General features: G+C 67.1%; 13 protein-coding genes. 6 read left to right on the top strand and 7 right to left on the bottom strand.

Going from position 1 to position 14,686, the window contains the following annotated elements; genetic code table 11:
* Positions 1–45: 45 nt before the first annotated feature.
* Genes IPK85_05270 through IPK85_05260 form a run of 3 tightly spaced genes read right to left on the bottom strand, consistent with a single transcriptional unit; the run spans position 46 to position 1,990 of the window.
* A complete protein-coding gene (locus IPK85_05270) occupies positions 46–774 on the bottom strand; it encodes a hypothetical protein (protein ID MBK8246792.1) in 729 nt (242 codons plus the stop codon).
* Between the two features lie 24 nt (positions 775–798).
* The gene (locus IPK85_05265; GenBank protein MBK8246791.1) at positions 799–1,389 is read right to left on the bottom strand and encodes a hypothetical protein; all 591 of its coding nucleotides are present in this window, start codon (positions 1,387–1,389) and stop codon (positions 799–801) included.
* 28 nt (positions 1,390–1,417) lie between these two features.
* Positions 1,418–1,990 (bottom strand): sigma-70 family RNA polymerase sigma factor, encoded by a 573-nt coding sequence (locus IPK85_05260; GenBank protein MBK8246790.1) that lies wholly within the window; start codon positions 1,988–1,990, stop codon positions 1,418–1,420.
* 201 nt (positions 1,991–2,191) lie between these two features.
* Between IPK85_05260 and IPK85_05255 the strand changes: the two genes are divergently transcribed.
* Positions 2,192–3,052, top strand: a complete 861-nt coding sequence (locus IPK85_05255) for a hypothetical protein (protein ID MBK8246789.1) — start codon at positions 2,192–2,194, stop codon at positions 3,050–3,052.
* Positions 3,053–3,103: 51 nt separating this feature from the next.
* On the opposite strand, the gene IPK85_05250 is transcribed toward IPK85_05255, so the two are convergent.
* Complete coding sequence (locus tag IPK85_05250) at positions 3,104–4,612, bottom strand: Ig-like domain-containing protein (protein ID MBK8246788.1); 1,509 nt, start codon at positions 4,610–4,612, stop codon at positions 3,104–3,106.
* 311 nt (positions 4,613–4,923) lie between these two features.
* On the opposite strand from IPK85_05250, the gene IPK85_05245 reads away from it, so the two are divergent.
* The 4 genes from IPK85_05245 to IPK85_05230 all read left to right on the top strand — a co-directional run bounded on the left by IPK85_05245 (position 4,924) and on the right by IPK85_05230 (position 10,435).
* Positions 4,924–5,727, top strand: coding sequence for a hypothetical protein (locus IPK85_05245; protein MBK8246787.1), 804 nt, complete (start codon positions 4,924–4,926; stop codon positions 5,725–5,727).
* Positions 5,724–6,890, top strand: a complete 1,167-nt coding sequence (locus IPK85_05240; protein ID MBK8246786.1) for a hypothetical protein — start codon at positions 5,724–5,726, stop codon at positions 6,888–6,890. Before IPK85_05245 ends, IPK85_05240 begins: the two co-directional genes overlap by 4 nt.
* 13 nt (positions 6,891–6,903) lie before the next feature.
* A complete protein-coding gene (locus tag IPK85_05235) occupies positions 6,904–9,777 on the top strand; it encodes an Ig-like domain-containing protein (GenBank protein ID MBK8246785.1) in 2,874 nt (957 codons plus the stop codon).
* A gap of 64 nt (positions 9,778–9,841) precedes the next feature.
* A complete protein-coding gene (locus IPK85_05230; protein MBK8246784.1) occupies positions 9,842–10,435 on the top strand; it encodes an RNA polymerase sigma factor in 594 nt (197 codons plus the stop codon).
* 61 nt (positions 10,436–10,496) lie between these two features.
* Here the strand turns inward: IPK85_05230 and IPK85_05225 are convergent, their stop codons facing one another.
* Both IPK85_05225 and IPK85_05220 read right to left on the bottom strand, forming a co-directional pair.
* Entirely contained in the window at positions 10,497–10,778 is a 282-nt protein-coding gene (locus IPK85_05225) for a hypothetical protein (GenBank protein ID MBK8246783.1), read from the bottom strand.
* 89 nt (positions 10,779–10,867) lie between these two features.
* Positions 10,868–12,178 (bottom strand): serine/threonine protein kinase, encoded by a 1,311-nt coding sequence (locus IPK85_05220; GenBank protein ID MBK8246782.1) that lies wholly within the window; start codon positions 12,176–12,178, stop codon positions 10,868–10,870.
* An 81-nt stretch (positions 12,179–12,259) separates the two neighbouring features.
* On the opposite strand from IPK85_05220, the gene IPK85_05215 reads away from it, so the two are divergent.
* Positions 12,260–12,991 carry a hypothetical protein gene (locus IPK85_05215; protein ID MBK8246781.1) on the top strand — a complete coding sequence of 244 codons (732 nt, stop codon included), beginning with the start codon at positions 12,260–12,262 and terminating at the stop codon, positions 12,989–12,991.
* Here IPK85_05215 and IPK85_05210 read toward each other — a convergent pair.
* Positions 12,970–14,613: a serine/threonine protein kinase gene (locus IPK85_05210; protein MBK8246780.1), complete on the bottom strand. Its 1,644-nt coding sequence runs from the start codon at positions 14,611–14,613 to the stop codon at positions 12,970–12,972. The genes IPK85_05215 and IPK85_05210 overlap by 22 nt on opposite strands.
* Positions 14,614–14,686: the final 73 nt, after the last annotated feature.

The following is a 14,686-nucleotide window of genomic DNA, read 5'->3' as shown; positions in this document are numbered from 1 at the left end:
ATGCCAGCGACGACCGCCAGAGGGCACGCACCTCCTCGAGCGCGTTCACTGGCGACCCATGGGCACGACCTGCTGCCCGCCCTCTGGAATGATCCCGCTGTACCACGTGCCCACGCTCGTGGTGGCACCGACCGTCACGCCCCCGTTGCCATCCTTGATCGCATGCAGGGTGAGGGTCGGCAGGCGCCCGCCGGCCACGGGGATGTTGACCACATTGCCGGCATTGGTGAGCCTGAATGGGCCGAAGCGCGCGCCGGTGTCGGTCGTCAGCGTCACCACGTCCCCGTCCTCGGCCACGGTGTCGAAGAGCCGAACGGAGGCGAACTCCGTGGCTCCGGCCTGCAGGGAGTGCAAGAGCTCGGCGGTAGCCCCATCCACGTTCATCGGCACGAGCGCCGGATCCACGCTCGCCACCACCTGCTGCAGTCCGCGAAAGTCGTTCGCGCCGACATTGAGCGGAGCGTTGGGATTCGCCGCGACGTGCACCGCGTATCCAACGGCCCCCGATTCGCTGCCCCCGGCGCCGCCTCGCGTGATCGCGATGGTGCGCCCGGCGGCAAGTCCGCAGATCATGAGGCCGGCAATCGCGGCCCCCCGCGCCAGCTTGGGCCCGAGGACGCGGAGTCGCGAAGAGGCCGGCGGACCGCCCGAGCGCCGTTGGTCGGCGGCGCGCCGGATCAACGGGGGCGCCTCCGGCTCACGCTGCCGCTCCGGAGCCGCCATGGTGTTGAGGGATGTGGCCAGTGGGGTGGCGCGCACGGGACGGGGATGCATGTGTCGGCTCCGGGGCAGGTAGGGTCAGCCCTCGCGATGGGCGAGGACGAAGGCGGGAATCGCTTCGACGGTCGACGTGTTCGGGGGCGACCATGCGAGATGCACGTCGGCGGTGCCGAAACCCTGGAGGGTCTCGAAGACCAGCGGGATCCATCCAGGCTTGCTGACCACGTACTCGATCGTGACAGGACGCCTCGCGGACCGAAGGTTCTCGTAGATGAGCTGACCCCCGAGTGCGAACCGCGCGGCGCCGCCATGACGCACGGTGAACACGTAGCGCCCCGGGGTCTCGGCCTTGAGGTATCCTTGCCACCGCACACCGAAGAAGTCCGGCGCGATGCGCGGCATAGGGGCACCGCGTCCCCAGCTGAACCAGATGCCACCGTCGATCCGGCGGACGGTTGCCTCCCCGGTTGGGAGCTGCAGGGTCGAGCGATCGAGGTTGTAGTAGTCGGCGATCAACCCCCGACGGAGCACCGGCTCGCTGGGGCCGGGGAGTACTGCAGGTGCGCGGCCCTCACTCCGCGAGGCGACGCCGAGACCCGCAAGACGCTGGGTCGGCACCGGTAGCGCGAGCAGGACCGCCAGCGCAGCACGTGTCAGAGTTCGGGTCATGGCTGAGTGGATGGGGTTGTGAGAAAGGTCACGCCTCGGCGAAGCCATGCTCCGCCAAGCGCGCGCGGGCTCGATGCAGCCGTACTGCTATCACGTTCGGCTTCAGGTGGAGCAGTTCGCTGATCGAGGCCGCGTCGAAGCCCTGATAGCTGAGGAACCACACCTCGCGTTCCGCAGGGGACAGCTCGTCCTGTGCGACCTCCATCAGCTCGGCCTCGTGGACCCGCGCGGCAGCACTCGGCAGGCGGGTCACGTCGCGGAGGGTCGCCCCCTCGTGACGCTCACGTCGGAATGCGGAGCGACGCCGCGTGCGGGCCAGGTTGAATGCGACACCCAGGAGCCAGCGCTCGAACTTGCCCTCGTCCCGGTAGCCCTTGAGTCGCTCCGGCAGCGACATGAAGGTGTCGGTGATCACCTCGTCGGTCGCTTCGCCCGCGAAGCCCTCGAGGCGCGTTCGGATATCGGCGGCGTAGACGCGCACCAGCTCGCCGATGGCCGCATTGCCTCCCTCGCGTGCGGCGGCGATCAGTTCGGGGAGTGGCAGGTGTCGTATCGCGAGCTGGCGGCGGGTCGTTTCCGGGATGAGCGGCTGTGCTTCCATGGAAGGCGTGGCTCCTGAGGGGTTCGGCTGGACGGGAGGCATGGCGCGCTCCCCGTCATCCATTCAGTGCCGCCCGTCGGATGTCCTTACATGCCGGTTTCCGGGTCCGTGGAGCAGGATCGATGTAAGGACGGTATGGCGCCCGGCAATCCATGGATGTCGGGCGCGGTGCCCGGCCCATGCAGACAGCGGAGAACCCACATGTCGATGTATTTGCTCGCCCGCGTCCGGCGCACGGTCCGCCGGTGCGTCCCTTCCTTCTGTGCCTGCGGCGGGCTCGTGGGCGCCGCCCTCCTGGTCACCCCCGGGACCGGGGCGGCCCAGACCCACGGCCGGGTCAGCTCAGCACTGGCCCTCGTCGAGGCGCCGGCCGCCCCGGCTCACCCACGGGCCGCGGCTTCGAGCGGGCGGGTGCGGGTCATGTCGCCGCAGGACCGTCGACTCCTCCCGCTGGCGCAGGGCCTGGTGCCCCTCGCCAACGCGATCGACGCATCCATGGCCCTCAACAGCCTGCTCACGTTCCAGGTGATGGACTGTGATGGTCGGAGTCCATACTACCACCCGCGCTCGCAGACGATCGTCGTCTGCGCCGACTTCCTGCAGTCGGTGAACGCGCTCTTCCAGTCCTACCGCAATGGCGACCAGCTGGCGAGCAGTGCCATCGGCTTCACCGTCCTGCACGAGCTGGGGCACGCCATCGTCCATATCCAGGGGTTGCCGATTGCCGGGCGGGAGGAGGATGCGGCCGACCAGTTTGCCGCCTACTTCGCCCTGATGGTCGGGGAACCCGACTACGTGCAGCCCCTCGCCGCGGCCGCGATGTTCGATGAGCTGTCACGGAGCTCTCGCTCCGTCAGCGACGCCTTGCAGGCCGGGGATCACGGCCTGCCCCGTCAGCGGATGTACAACCTCCGTTGCTGGGCTTATGGAGCCAACCCGGCACGGCTCGCGGCCATCGTGACCGAGGGATTGCTCCCGGTCGACCGTGCGGAGCGGTGCATGGCGGAAGCAGCCAGGCTGGAACGCAGCTGGTCTGCCTTGCTCGAGGGGACGATCAAGTAGGGGACCTCATCCGGCCTCCAGCCACCGCTCCCTCACTGCCCGGGCGATAAGCTATGGCAGGACCCAGTTCATGATGTCGTGGGTTTCCCACGCTGAGCCGGTCCCAGCCGTGAATCCAATCCACGCCTGGCCGTTCGGGTCCAGGATGCTCGACCCGGCGATGTTCGTGAGGTCGACCGGCACGGCAATCAGGAGCTGTCCATCTGCGCGGACAGACAGGAGGCCGGGGACGTAGTCAACGACGACCCTGTGGACCAACCCATCGGAGATGTCGAATGCTGGCACGGCGCTCCCGAGCGACGCCACGTGATCCTGCTCGTTCGGAACCACACCCCGCCTGTGAACGCTCACGTGATTGCTGTTCGGGGCGTCGAATGGAGCGCCGTTGCCAAAGGTGTCGAACTCGATGGCAATGCTCCGCGGAATTCCCTTGTAGCCTATACAGCAGGCACCAAGGGGGGTCGGGCCGTCAGACTGGATGACAACCGCGAACCCGTCGGCACCGGGAGCTCCCGAGGCGTCAGTCACCCCCCCCGGACTTCCGATCACGAACTGAAAGGAAACCGAGAACCCACCGCCAATGGAACGCCGCGTAACTGACCACGCGGCGCCGCTCGTGAACGAGGCAGCGTCCGTCAATCGGATGGTCGAGTCGCCACGCTTCTGCGCATTGCCGACGAGTGCAAGCGGCTCTGGCTGGACCATGACCATCGCGGAATCCGCGGCTCGAGGATCCGCGGTCGCCCTCGCAAGCACACGAGTGGCTCCGAAGCCGACAGCCCTCAGGACGCCCGCCGCATCCACGGTGACCACACTGGGGTCCCTGCTGGTCCACGCGAGCGTTCGCTGCGTTCCAGGGAGCCCACCTGACACGCTCGCATTCAGAGTCGCGGCCTGCCCAGGATTCAGGCGGAGGGAATCGAGGAGAATGCTGACGGCCACCTGCGCCGCTACGGTGATCGTGGCACTGTCTCGTGCCTCGCCAGCGGTTGCGACGAGAACCGTGGTACCCGGCGCTACGCCGCGCACCACCCCGGTCAAGGACACCGAGGCCGTGGCTGGATTCCTGCTGACCCATGTCGCTCGCCTGTTGCTGAGCGTGTCACCATTCCGTCCCAGGATCGTGGCATCAATGGTACCCGAGTCGCCGGCCAGCAGCGCGAACTGGGTAGATGAGAGGCGGACGGCACCGGCAGCGATGAGCGCCACCTGGGGCGCCGTGGTCGAGCCTCCTGGGCGTGTCGTGATTGGTCCGATCTCCACGCTGTCTAGCACGCCACCGGTGGCACCGAGGAGGACGACTGCTGCGTAGAGCGAGCATGTGTTGCTCGCATCAACACACCGGGCAATATCCACCACCGAGGTGATACCGTCCACTCCGGTCTGAAGCGTCACGGTATCTCGAAGGAGTGACTGCCTGCCCCCACTCCCCGCCGTGGTGAAATGGAGCGCGATGCGCTCCCCTTGCCTGGCACCCACCTGCAGGTGGATCATCGCCTGGCTGTCGACCGGCGAGCCACTGAAGGACTCGGTACACGATGATGCGAGAGCGCCGAGCACGATGGCGCACGCGATCCTGGCGAACGGTCGCGCATTCCGCGCTCGGGCGGTGTTCTTCCAACAAAGAATTGCCGGTCGCGCCGCGCCATCCCACGGTTCAAGGAGCACGCTTTCAGGCCTCTATTGACGGACGGTGAGTATCCAGCAATATTCGGCTGCCGCTTTGTACTGTCCAGTCGTCGTGACAATCCAACAAGCCAAGTATGCGAATGTGTCTTCGCGAGGCGGCGCTTGTCAGTTCCCTGCTAGGCGTCGGCTGCAGCCCGGCAGTCCGGGCCACGCTCCCGCCCGCAATTGCCCGCGCGGATTCCGTGGCGCGACGGAGCATCCTCGACGACCACGCCGACCCAACCGTCGCTCCTTCTGATCGCGCGATTGGCGTCCTTCCCTTTGCGAGTCAGGGGCTCCCCGAGGACCTCGCGGTTCTGGGATATGGACTGGCGGATCTACTCACGGCCGACCTGGCTGTCTCGCGAGACCTGACGGTGCTTGAGCGTGTGCGTAGTGATGCTATCCTGCGCGAGTTGGCGCTCCAGGAAGCACGGGTCGATTCCGCGCTCCGCGTACGTCTCGGCCGAATCATGGGCGTCGGTCGCCTCGTGATTGGTGATCTTTCGGCGAACTCCCCGACGGTCTTGCGCATCGGGACGCAGATCACACGGGTCGCGACGACCGAAGTCGCCCCCGGTGCGGCCCTCGAGACCGATGTCGATCGGATCATTGATGCGGAGAAGCGACTGGCCTTTGCCCTGCTGGACTCCCTTGGTGTCACGCTGACGCCAGCTGAGCGCGTGGCCATTGAGCAGCGACGGACGGAGAACCTTGCGGCCTTCCTGGCGTACAGCCGCGGCGTACGCGAGGAGCTCCTGCTGGGCATCCGGCGCGCGCGCCTGCAGTACCGCCGCGCCCTGCAGCTTGACCCCGGCTTCAAGCCCGCCGCCGACAACCTCGCCGCACTGGCCCAACCCAGCGTCGCGCAGGGCCTGCAGGACATCGCGCTGATCTCCATCCAGGGAATCACGCCTCGGGGCCCAACGCGTCCCTCGGATGCGTCGGACCCTGCGTTCAGGGAGCGCATCCTGACCCAGATCATCATCATGGTGAACGTCCCATGAAGGCCGCTGTCGGCGTCCTCCTCGTGACCCTCGCGAGCTCGGCCCTCGCGGCCCAACCGCTGGCAGACCGCCTCGCGACAGCGTCGGCCGTGTCGTTCACCACGTGGCGATTCGCCACCCCGCTGGGGCTGGACTCGGCCGCGGTGTCCTCCGTGCAGCAGCTTGCTGTCCCGTACTCCTTTCGGGTCGCCGTGGGCTCGAGCTGGTCGGTTGACGCCACGGGCGCCATCTCCCGCACGTCGGTCGGCCTGGCGTCAGGCCAGGGCGACGCCCGAGAGCTGACGGCCTTGTCCGATGTCCGCGTCCGCGCCGTGGGGCGAGTCTTCTCCGACCGCTTGCTCGCGACTTTCTCGGCGAACCTCCCGATCGGAGCGACAGGACTGTCCGCTGAAGAGCTCGACGTCCTCCGCGTCGTCGCCGCTCCGGCCCTTCAGATGCCAGTCGCTGGCTTCGGCACCGGCGCAGGCGGAGGAGCCGGGATGGCCTATGCATGGCAGGCGGGGTCGTGGTCGCTCGCCACCGGCGCGTCGTACGAGTACCGCGGCGCCTACCAACCTGTCGAAGCACGGATCCTCGGCGCGTCGACCACGGCCGACCTGCAACCCGGTGGGACGGTGCGCGCCTCCCTGGCTGCGGACCGCCTGCTCGGAGAGCACCGATTCAGCGTCCTCATGGCCGTGGACGTCTTCGGTCAAGATCGCTTCGATGTGCGCGTCGGTGGCCTGACCACGCGGAGCACCTACACCCTCGGCCCCATGGTTAGTGTGGCCGGTCAGCTGGAGGTTGCATCGACACACTTCCGTGATGCACGGATCTACTTCTCCGAGCGCTCGCGGCTGCCATACACGGGGCGCGACGGCGCCGCAGTCAGGGGCAGCGGTGGCAGCAGCCTCGAGGTCGGGGCCATGGGCTCTGTGGGTAGGACCGGACGGCCCGCTCCCTTCGGGAGTGTCGCGCTCCATTTCGACTCGGGCCTCGCGTCGGACCCGAGCATCACCACGGCCGCCATGACGATGGCCCGGGTCCAGGTCGGGTACGAGCTGCCATCCCGTCGCTCGCTGTTCCGGCCTTCGCTGGGACTCAACTTTGGCCGCATCGACATCGGCGAGCAGGCATCGGCAGCCGTCGGAGTCCAGCTCGGACTGTCGCTTCGCGGTCGATAGGAGGAGGCCAACCGTGATAGTGCGCGTGGACGGCGACTCCGCCTTGCCCGTGACCGGCCGCGGGACGGTCTCCAGTCGATGCCTCCTTCTCCTTGGGCTGGTCCTCACTGGTGTGAGTTGCACGGAGTCGCCAACTGGTGATGGCGACCGCATGCTGAAGGCGCAGGTACTGCTTAACGCACAGACTTCGGCGCGAGCCGGCGAGCGGATCGCCCTGCACTTCACCACACCATCAGGATCTGCACGCCAGTCTCTCCAGCGGGATACGCTTTCCGTGCAACCGGGCGCCAATCAGCTGGCGTCGACGGTCGAGATCACATCATGCGTTGGCAGCTCAGGTCGCTGTGCGGTATACATCGCCATCACGTTGCTGTCGTCCAGCAGCTTGACGCTGGACAGCACCGAGGTGGGCCCCATCGAAGTCGGCGCGGGTTCGGTAGCATTAGCACCAACGGTGTCCCTTGTCGCTGCGGGCTCCGTACGCCTGACGCGCACGGCCGTCGCGCTCCGCTTGGCCGAATCCACTCAGCTCGGTGCATTGGTCCTCGGCCGGAGTGGGGATACGCTGTCGGGCCGCTCTGTCGCATGGCAGAGTCGGAACCCGACAGTCGCCACCGTCTCGACGAGCGGACTGGTTCGGGCGGTTGCCCCGGGCACGACCACAGTGACCGCAGTCGTTGGTGAGGCCCGCGACAGTGCCGTCGTGACGGTGGTGCCTGTTCCGGTCGCACTGGTGAGTGTGCGGTTTGCCAGCTCCGACATCGCCGTAGGCACGTCCACTCAGGCGACGGCAACGGCCACGGACTCGGGTGGCAACGTACTGACCGGGCGGCCCGTTGCATGGTCCAGCAGCAACACGGCGATCGCCTCCGTCTCATCGGCGGGCATTGTCACCGGCCTCGCACCCGGGGCCGCGACCATTGTCGCGCAGGTTGCAGGCATCACGGGTCAGGCTATCGTGCGCGTGAGTCCCGCGGTTTCCGTGTCGGTTGCACCAGCGTCGCTGAGTCTCGCCGCCGGTGCGTCGGCGCCCTTGACGGCCTCGGTGTCCGGCGGGGTTCCTGGGGGATCCTCGAGCGTGGCCTGGACGAGCCGCAATCCAACCGTCACCACGGTCTCCTCAGTCGGTGTGGTCACGGGCTTGGCAGCAGGGAGCACTCATGTCCTTGCAACCTCCGTGCAGGATTCCACCAAGGCTGACTCAGTCAGAGTCACCGTGGGCGCTCCATTGTGCGGGGGCCTGCCGGCCACGGTCCGCGCCGGCCTTCTTCAGTCCAGTGAGACCTGGACCGCGGCACAGAGCCCCTACCTTCTTAATGGGAACGTGGTCGTGCGCGGCGGTGCCACGCTCCGCGTCAACCCGGGAGTCACCATCTGTGGCACCCCGGCCGCTGCGCTGATCGTCGAGAGCGACGGCCTCCTTCAGGCGATCGGGACACGCACCCAGCCGATCATGTTCCAGCCGTCAGACTCAAGCCGCGGATGGTTTGGCCTTCGATTCACTGGAGGAGGCAACACAGTACCCACGAGCCGCCTGATGCACGTTCTAATCACCGGCGGTCTTCGCAATGTGTCCGCCGCGCCGCCCTGTGACTATCCCGGACCCCTCTTCGCTGCAAGCGGCCACGTGGTCCAGCTTGACTCGGTACGTATTCACCGCTCCACGGGCGTCTATGCCGCATACGTTGCGTCCGCCGGGTCGATCCTGAGGGATGTCGCGGTCGACTCAGTGAGCGTCGCGGGGACGTGCCAATCCGCAGGGAGGGCCGACGGACTCTTGGTCGGAGGCGGCGTGACCGCGAGCGGCATCCTCGTAAGCAACGCGGCGGGGGCAGCGATGAGGCTGTTGGGAGGCTCGGTGTCCACGATCACCCTCGGGAGCGTCCGCCTTGAGCGAAGCGGTCAAGGGCTCCTGTGTGCAGGGGCCGATGATGCCGTCAGGACTGGGCCTATCGTGATCACCGCCAATCAAGGAGTGCCATTCCAATGCACCGCACGGGTGCTCGCGCGGCTCGCCCCAGACTCCCTGTCGATGCTGAGTTGGCTTGGCAATGCCCGCGATTCCATCATCATTGACTCCGGTGCATCAGTGAAGCGGGACACCTTGCGCCACTTCGGTACAATGCCGTGGCGGGTGAACAGCACGGTCGACCTGGATTCAGGCGGCGTGATGGATCTTCGACCCGGTGCAGTGCTCGCCATGAACGGAGGGAGCCTGGGGTTTATTCGAGGTGGACGTCTGGTGGCACGAGGAACTCAGACCAGGCCCGTCTTGCTTACGGCGGTTGACTCGGTCCCTGGATGGAATATGCTCTTCTTCGACGATGTCGCGCCGGACTCGAGCTACCTGATCAACACCATCGTCGAGCATGCCTCTCGCAGCAGCGGCTGGGCTATCTGGGTGCATTCCGGGGCACACAGGATCGCTATTGACAGCTCGTGGATTCGCAAGTCGAAGCAGAGCGGCGTGCTTCTCCAGCTAGCCAGTGGACGACTTGCCCGTACACTCATCGATAGCACGGCGAATGTGGGCCTCTCGATCTCTGGAACCCAGCTGGTCGAGGATGTTGTCGTACGGGCATCGGGTTCTCATGGCGTGCAGGCCTTCGCCGGTACCGTCAACGGTCTCGAGGTCACACAGAGTGGTGCAGAGGGTATTCGATATTCCCCAAACTCGGGCCTCTCGTTCACACGTGTCAACCTCATGGGCAACGCTGGAGCTGGCTTCATCAACCTCACAACATCAAGCTTTGCGCTCCCTGGTGCCTGGTGGGGTGACCCGGCAGGCCCTGCAGGCCCCCTGGGTGACGGCGTCTCTGGCCCGGTCACATGGATCCCTGCATCCACGGTGCGACATGCGATCGCGGTAGCCCCTCCTCGACGTTAGGCAGTTATGTGACCGGGCCGACCGAAGGTCTCGACCGCGCTCATACCCTTCTCGCAGCGAGCACGTGCAAGTGCGCCCCGATCCGTACGAAACCCTCATCCACTTGACAACCGGCGTACAGGTTGCTGCCGCGTCGCTCTCGGATGAGGAGCTCATCGAGGGTGCCCGTGCTGGGTATGACGCATACATCGGCGCCCTCTGGCGCCGCTTCGGGCCCGGGCTGCTTCATGGCATCCGCCATGTCGCCGGTGACCGCGCCGAAGAAGTCGTGACCGATGTCTTCATGACCCTTCCGCACACGCTGACGGGCTACACCGAGAGGGGCGCGTTCTCGAAGTGGCTGTTCGGCGTCGCGTTCAACATCGCGCGCACTCGGCGACGCTCTGACTCCAGGCGCCCCGAAGTCGAGTGGTCTCCGGCCGTTACCGAGCCGTTGCGCGAGCCTTCAGCACAGGCTCGCATCGACGAGAAGCACGTGCTGGAGCTCGTGATGCATGAACTGTCGGACACGCTGCGGGAGGCGTTTCTCCTTTCCATCAAGGGCTTTGGCCCTAGGGAGATCGCCCGGATGCTCGACATCTCCGCGGAGGCGGCTGCCGTGAGGGTGCACCGGGCCCGAGAGCGCATCGAGGCCCTCTTTCCGGGACTCCGGATGTAAGCCAGGGGACGCCGGCGGCACTTGCCTGTCATGAGTCGCCGGTCAGAACGATGCGAGGAGGTTACTTGGGGCAAGCCTTGGCAAGCGTGCGCGCTGCATCGTTCACGGCCTCGGCGCTTGTGTCCTTCAATACTGCGGCTACCTCGCGGCACGCGTCGGCGCGACGCGGGCCCTGCGACCAGAGCGCTTGGGCCATGATGAAGCGGATCTCCGCTCGGATGGAGGCATCTCGCGTGAGCACCAGCGCCACCGCTGCCTCACGCTCGGCACGCCGGGCGGAGTCCACGTTGATGACCCATGGGCTCTCCGCGAACGCACGCAGGAAGTCCAGTCGCCGAGCCATGGTCGTGTCGCCAGTCGCGGGTTCCGGCTCGGGTGGCTTCACGCGCAGGGGCTTCGGCCGTACGGAGACAGGTTTGGGACTCGGAGCGATCAGCGGTTCGCTCTCCGGGAGGGATGGCGGACGGGCTTCTGGCTTCTGGGAATTGGGTTCAGGGCGCAGAACCACCGGCGGTACGCTCTCCCCCACGGTTGGTGCCGGGTACGGCGCTCCAGCGGCCCCGCGTGGCACGCGCAGGAGAGGGGGCAGCGCGACAACTGCCGCGAGCCCTCCGGCCACCACGGCCAGCATGCCCCACCGGCGACGCCCGGACCCCGCAGCTGACGGTTCGCCTGAGGACTCGGCTCCTGCCTGCACGCCGGCTGCAGCTTCCTCCAGGGTGCGCAACGGCACCGTCGGGGACGGACGCAGCAGTCGCGGCGCCCGGATGCTCGTCGCCGGAGCAGCGGGCGCGACCTCGGGCAGGCTCGGCGGGTCCTGCGGGAGTGACCTCGCCCCAGCCACACCAGCCGCCTCGTCCAGGGCGTGTGCGAAGTCCACGGCGCGCCCGTACCTGGACGCCGGACGCCGCGCCATGGCCCGCTCAAGTACTGGTCGCAACGCGGGCGGCGGCTCCAGGTCGCCGACGAACTGCTCGATCTGGAATCCCTCCCCGCCGCCAGTCGCGGGAGCCGGCCAGCAAGCAGGTACAGCGTCAGGATCGCCAGCGCGAACACGTCGGCGCGGGCGTCCACTGGGAGCCCCATGCGATGCTCCGGAGCCATGAAGCCCGGGGTGCCGAACACGAACTCCGGGGACGTCAGCGCCTGGGCAGGATCGTGCTCCACGCGAGAGATGCCGAAGTCCAGCAGCTTGGGGACCTCCCGGCCGTCCTCTGACCGGTCGACGATCACGTTCGACGGCTTCAGGTCGCGGTGTACCATGCGCCACCCATGGATCGCACCCAAGCCCTCGGCCACACCGCGGATCAGGGACAGGACGCGCTGCAACGGGAGCCGTCCCTCCGTGGCCACCACCTGGTCGAGGGTGGGCCCGTCAACGAAATCCATGGTCAGGAAGACGTGCGCACCGTCCTCTTCAAGGTCGTGCACCTGCACAACATTGGGATGCCGCGCCTTGTGGGCGTTCCGCGCCTCACGGCGAAGTCGTTCCACCGCGTCCGGGTCCTTGGCCTGGCTTGGCGAGATCACCTTGATCGCCAGCGGTGCGTCCAGATTCAGGTGGTGCACAAGGTACACCTTGCCCATGCCACCCGCACCGAGCAGGCGCATCACGCGGTACCGCTTGGCGATGATGGTACCGACGAGCGACACCTCGCGCTCCACCTCCAGCGCAGTGCCGTCATCCGGGCAGAAGGACTGTCCATCGGTCCAGGTGCGTCCGCACGCCGGACATCGCCTCACGGCCGCCCGCCTCCGGCTTGCGAACGTGCCAACGGGAACGGAGAATCCATCATCATGTGCCGCATACCCCGAGGTATGAACATGCGTCGACCGGACCTGATGTGCCTTGCCTTGTCCCTGAGTGTCGCCGCACCTGCGCTTGCGCAGGTTGCGGACAGCCAGCGCCCCGGCATCGCCGTCCTCGACTTCAAGAATATAGCACTCATCAACCATGCTGACTACGAACCCCTTCGGGGCGGGTTCTCTGACTTCCTGTCTCGACATCTGCACCGCTCGCACTTCGTCCGGACAGCTGAACGCAGCAACATCGACAAGATTATCATAGAGCTCGACATGCCCCCCGAGCGGATGGATCCGGCCACCATGGCGCGCGCCGGTCTCCTGTTGGCAGCTCGGTACGTAGTCGTGGGTGGCTTCCTAGTCGACAGGCAGAATCACGTCTCCATTGAGGCGCGAGCTGTCGATGTGCAAACCTCCCAAGTCGTACGTACCGTCAACGTCAGGGGATCGGCCAAACGCCTCATGGCGCTCATCGAGGAACTCGGCGACTCCCTGGTAAGGGCCTTGGACCTCCCCCCTCTTCCATCGAGCGACGATGGCGCGCGGCGCCCAGAGAACTATTCGGCCGTCTTCCGTGATCGCGCTGACGTAGTTCTCCAGCTCCTTTCCCTTGCGAAGTATGCCAAGGCGAGGCCCGAGGCGCGAGCAGACGCCTACCGGAAGTTCCTCGCCCTCACGGAGCCGGACCTCATGCCGGAGGATCGTGCCGAGGCTGTGCGGTGGCTCAGTGATCACACGGCAGCAAAACGCTGAGCCCGTGCGACGCCGGCGCCCGAGGAGGACGGGAGGGAAGGGGCGCGGAGGGACCCGACAACCGGCTCCGTGCCCGTTGCCCGAGGCGGTTCCGTTCCGATGCGGCGCGGAACGGAACCTCTCTGCCGGGGTGCCCCCTGAGAGGAGTGCTCGCTCACGTCCATCCGGCGCTCGATTCGAAGGCCTGGCGTTTCACCGGACACGACGCGCCGTCCCAGGGCGCGCGCCACAAGCACCACGGTCCTGGAACGCTGGCGACTTCTCCACGAGATTCCCGCGGCGGTGGCGCCCGGGAGGTCGGCAATGGCGTTGTGGACGTCAGAGAGGAGGGCGTTGGCGAGGCGGCGCCCGTCCCGATACCGCGTCTCGGCGCGGCGCGCCTGCCACCAGGTGGCGGACGCCCCAACGACCAGTGACACCAGCAGCAGCACCGCACTGGCGCTCTGCCACCGGTGTCGCTTGACAAACTTCCTGATGCTGTATGCAACCGTATCGGCGGTGGCGCTGACCGGGCGTCCCTGTTCCCACGCGGCGAGGTCGTGCGCCATGGCGTCGGCGGTGGGATAGCGGCGTTCCGGCTCCTTGCGCAGGGCCATCGCGGTGATGTCGTCGAGCTCGCCGTGCAGCGTGCGGCGGAGCGCGGCCGGCGCGTCGTCTGCCAGCGCGGCACTCGGCGGGACGGGTGCTACCTGCGTGACCTGCCGGATGGCTTCGGCGATCGGCAGGTCGGCCATCATGAACGGTCGCCGTCCGGTGAGCAGCTCGTACAGGACGACGCCGAGCGAGTAGACGTCGGAGGCCGTCGTGACCTGCTGTCCGTTGAGCTGTTCAGGGCTTGCGCATTCCAGGGTGAGGGCGCGGTCGCCGCCGAGCGTGATGGGGAGGTCATCGGCGGAGCCTTCGAGCAGCCGGGCGATCCCGAAATCGAGGAGCTTGACGGTGCCGTCGGTGGTGACGAGGATGTTGCTCGGCTTGAGGTCGCGGTGGACCACCTGGTGTTCGTGCGCGTAGTGCACCGCGCGACACACCTGGCGCACGAGTTGGAGTCGTGCGGGGATCGACAGGGCATGGGTGGCGGCGTAGGTCGTGATGGGAACGCCGTCGACAAACTCCATGACAAAATACGGATGGCCATCGGGGAGGACGCCGCCGTCGAACAGGCCAGCGATGTTGCGATGCTGTAGTCGCGCCTGGATGGCGCGCTCATGTTCAAAGCGTCGTCGCGACTGCGTGGTCGGGATGCCATGGCGCAGGAACTTCACAGCGACACGTTGATGGAATTGCGCGTCCGCCCGTTCTCCCTCGTACACCGCCCCCATCCCGCCCTGGGCGATGAGTCGGACCAGCCGGTACGGTCCGACCATCATGCCGACGCGGGTCTCCCCGGCGGCGGTTGCCGAGGTGAGGTCGGCGAGCCGTAGGGCGGGAGTTTCCCAGCGCTCTCCCGAGCGCTCAAGCGCGGCCAGGAGGCTCTCCACTTCCCGGCGAATGTCGGCATCCGCCCCGCAGGCCTCCGCGAGAAAGGCGGGGCGGGTCTCCGGGGTGCGCTCGAGGGCCTCCGAGAAGATGGCCTCGACGCGGGGGAGGCGATCGGGGGGGACGCGTGGGGGAGTGCCCATCACGACGGAAAGTGCGCGTCGCGTGGTGGCAGGACAAGGCGGGGAATGGGGCATTCCCGAAGACGGCCATCCAACT

It is taken from the genome of Gemmatimonadota bacterium, assembly GCA_016712265.1.
Lineage (GTDB): Bacteria > Gemmatimonadota > Gemmatimonadetes > Gemmatimonadales > Gemmatimonadaceae > RBC101.
Note: the sequence above shows the minus strand (reverse complement) of the source record. Positions and strands in the feature narration are given on the sequence as shown.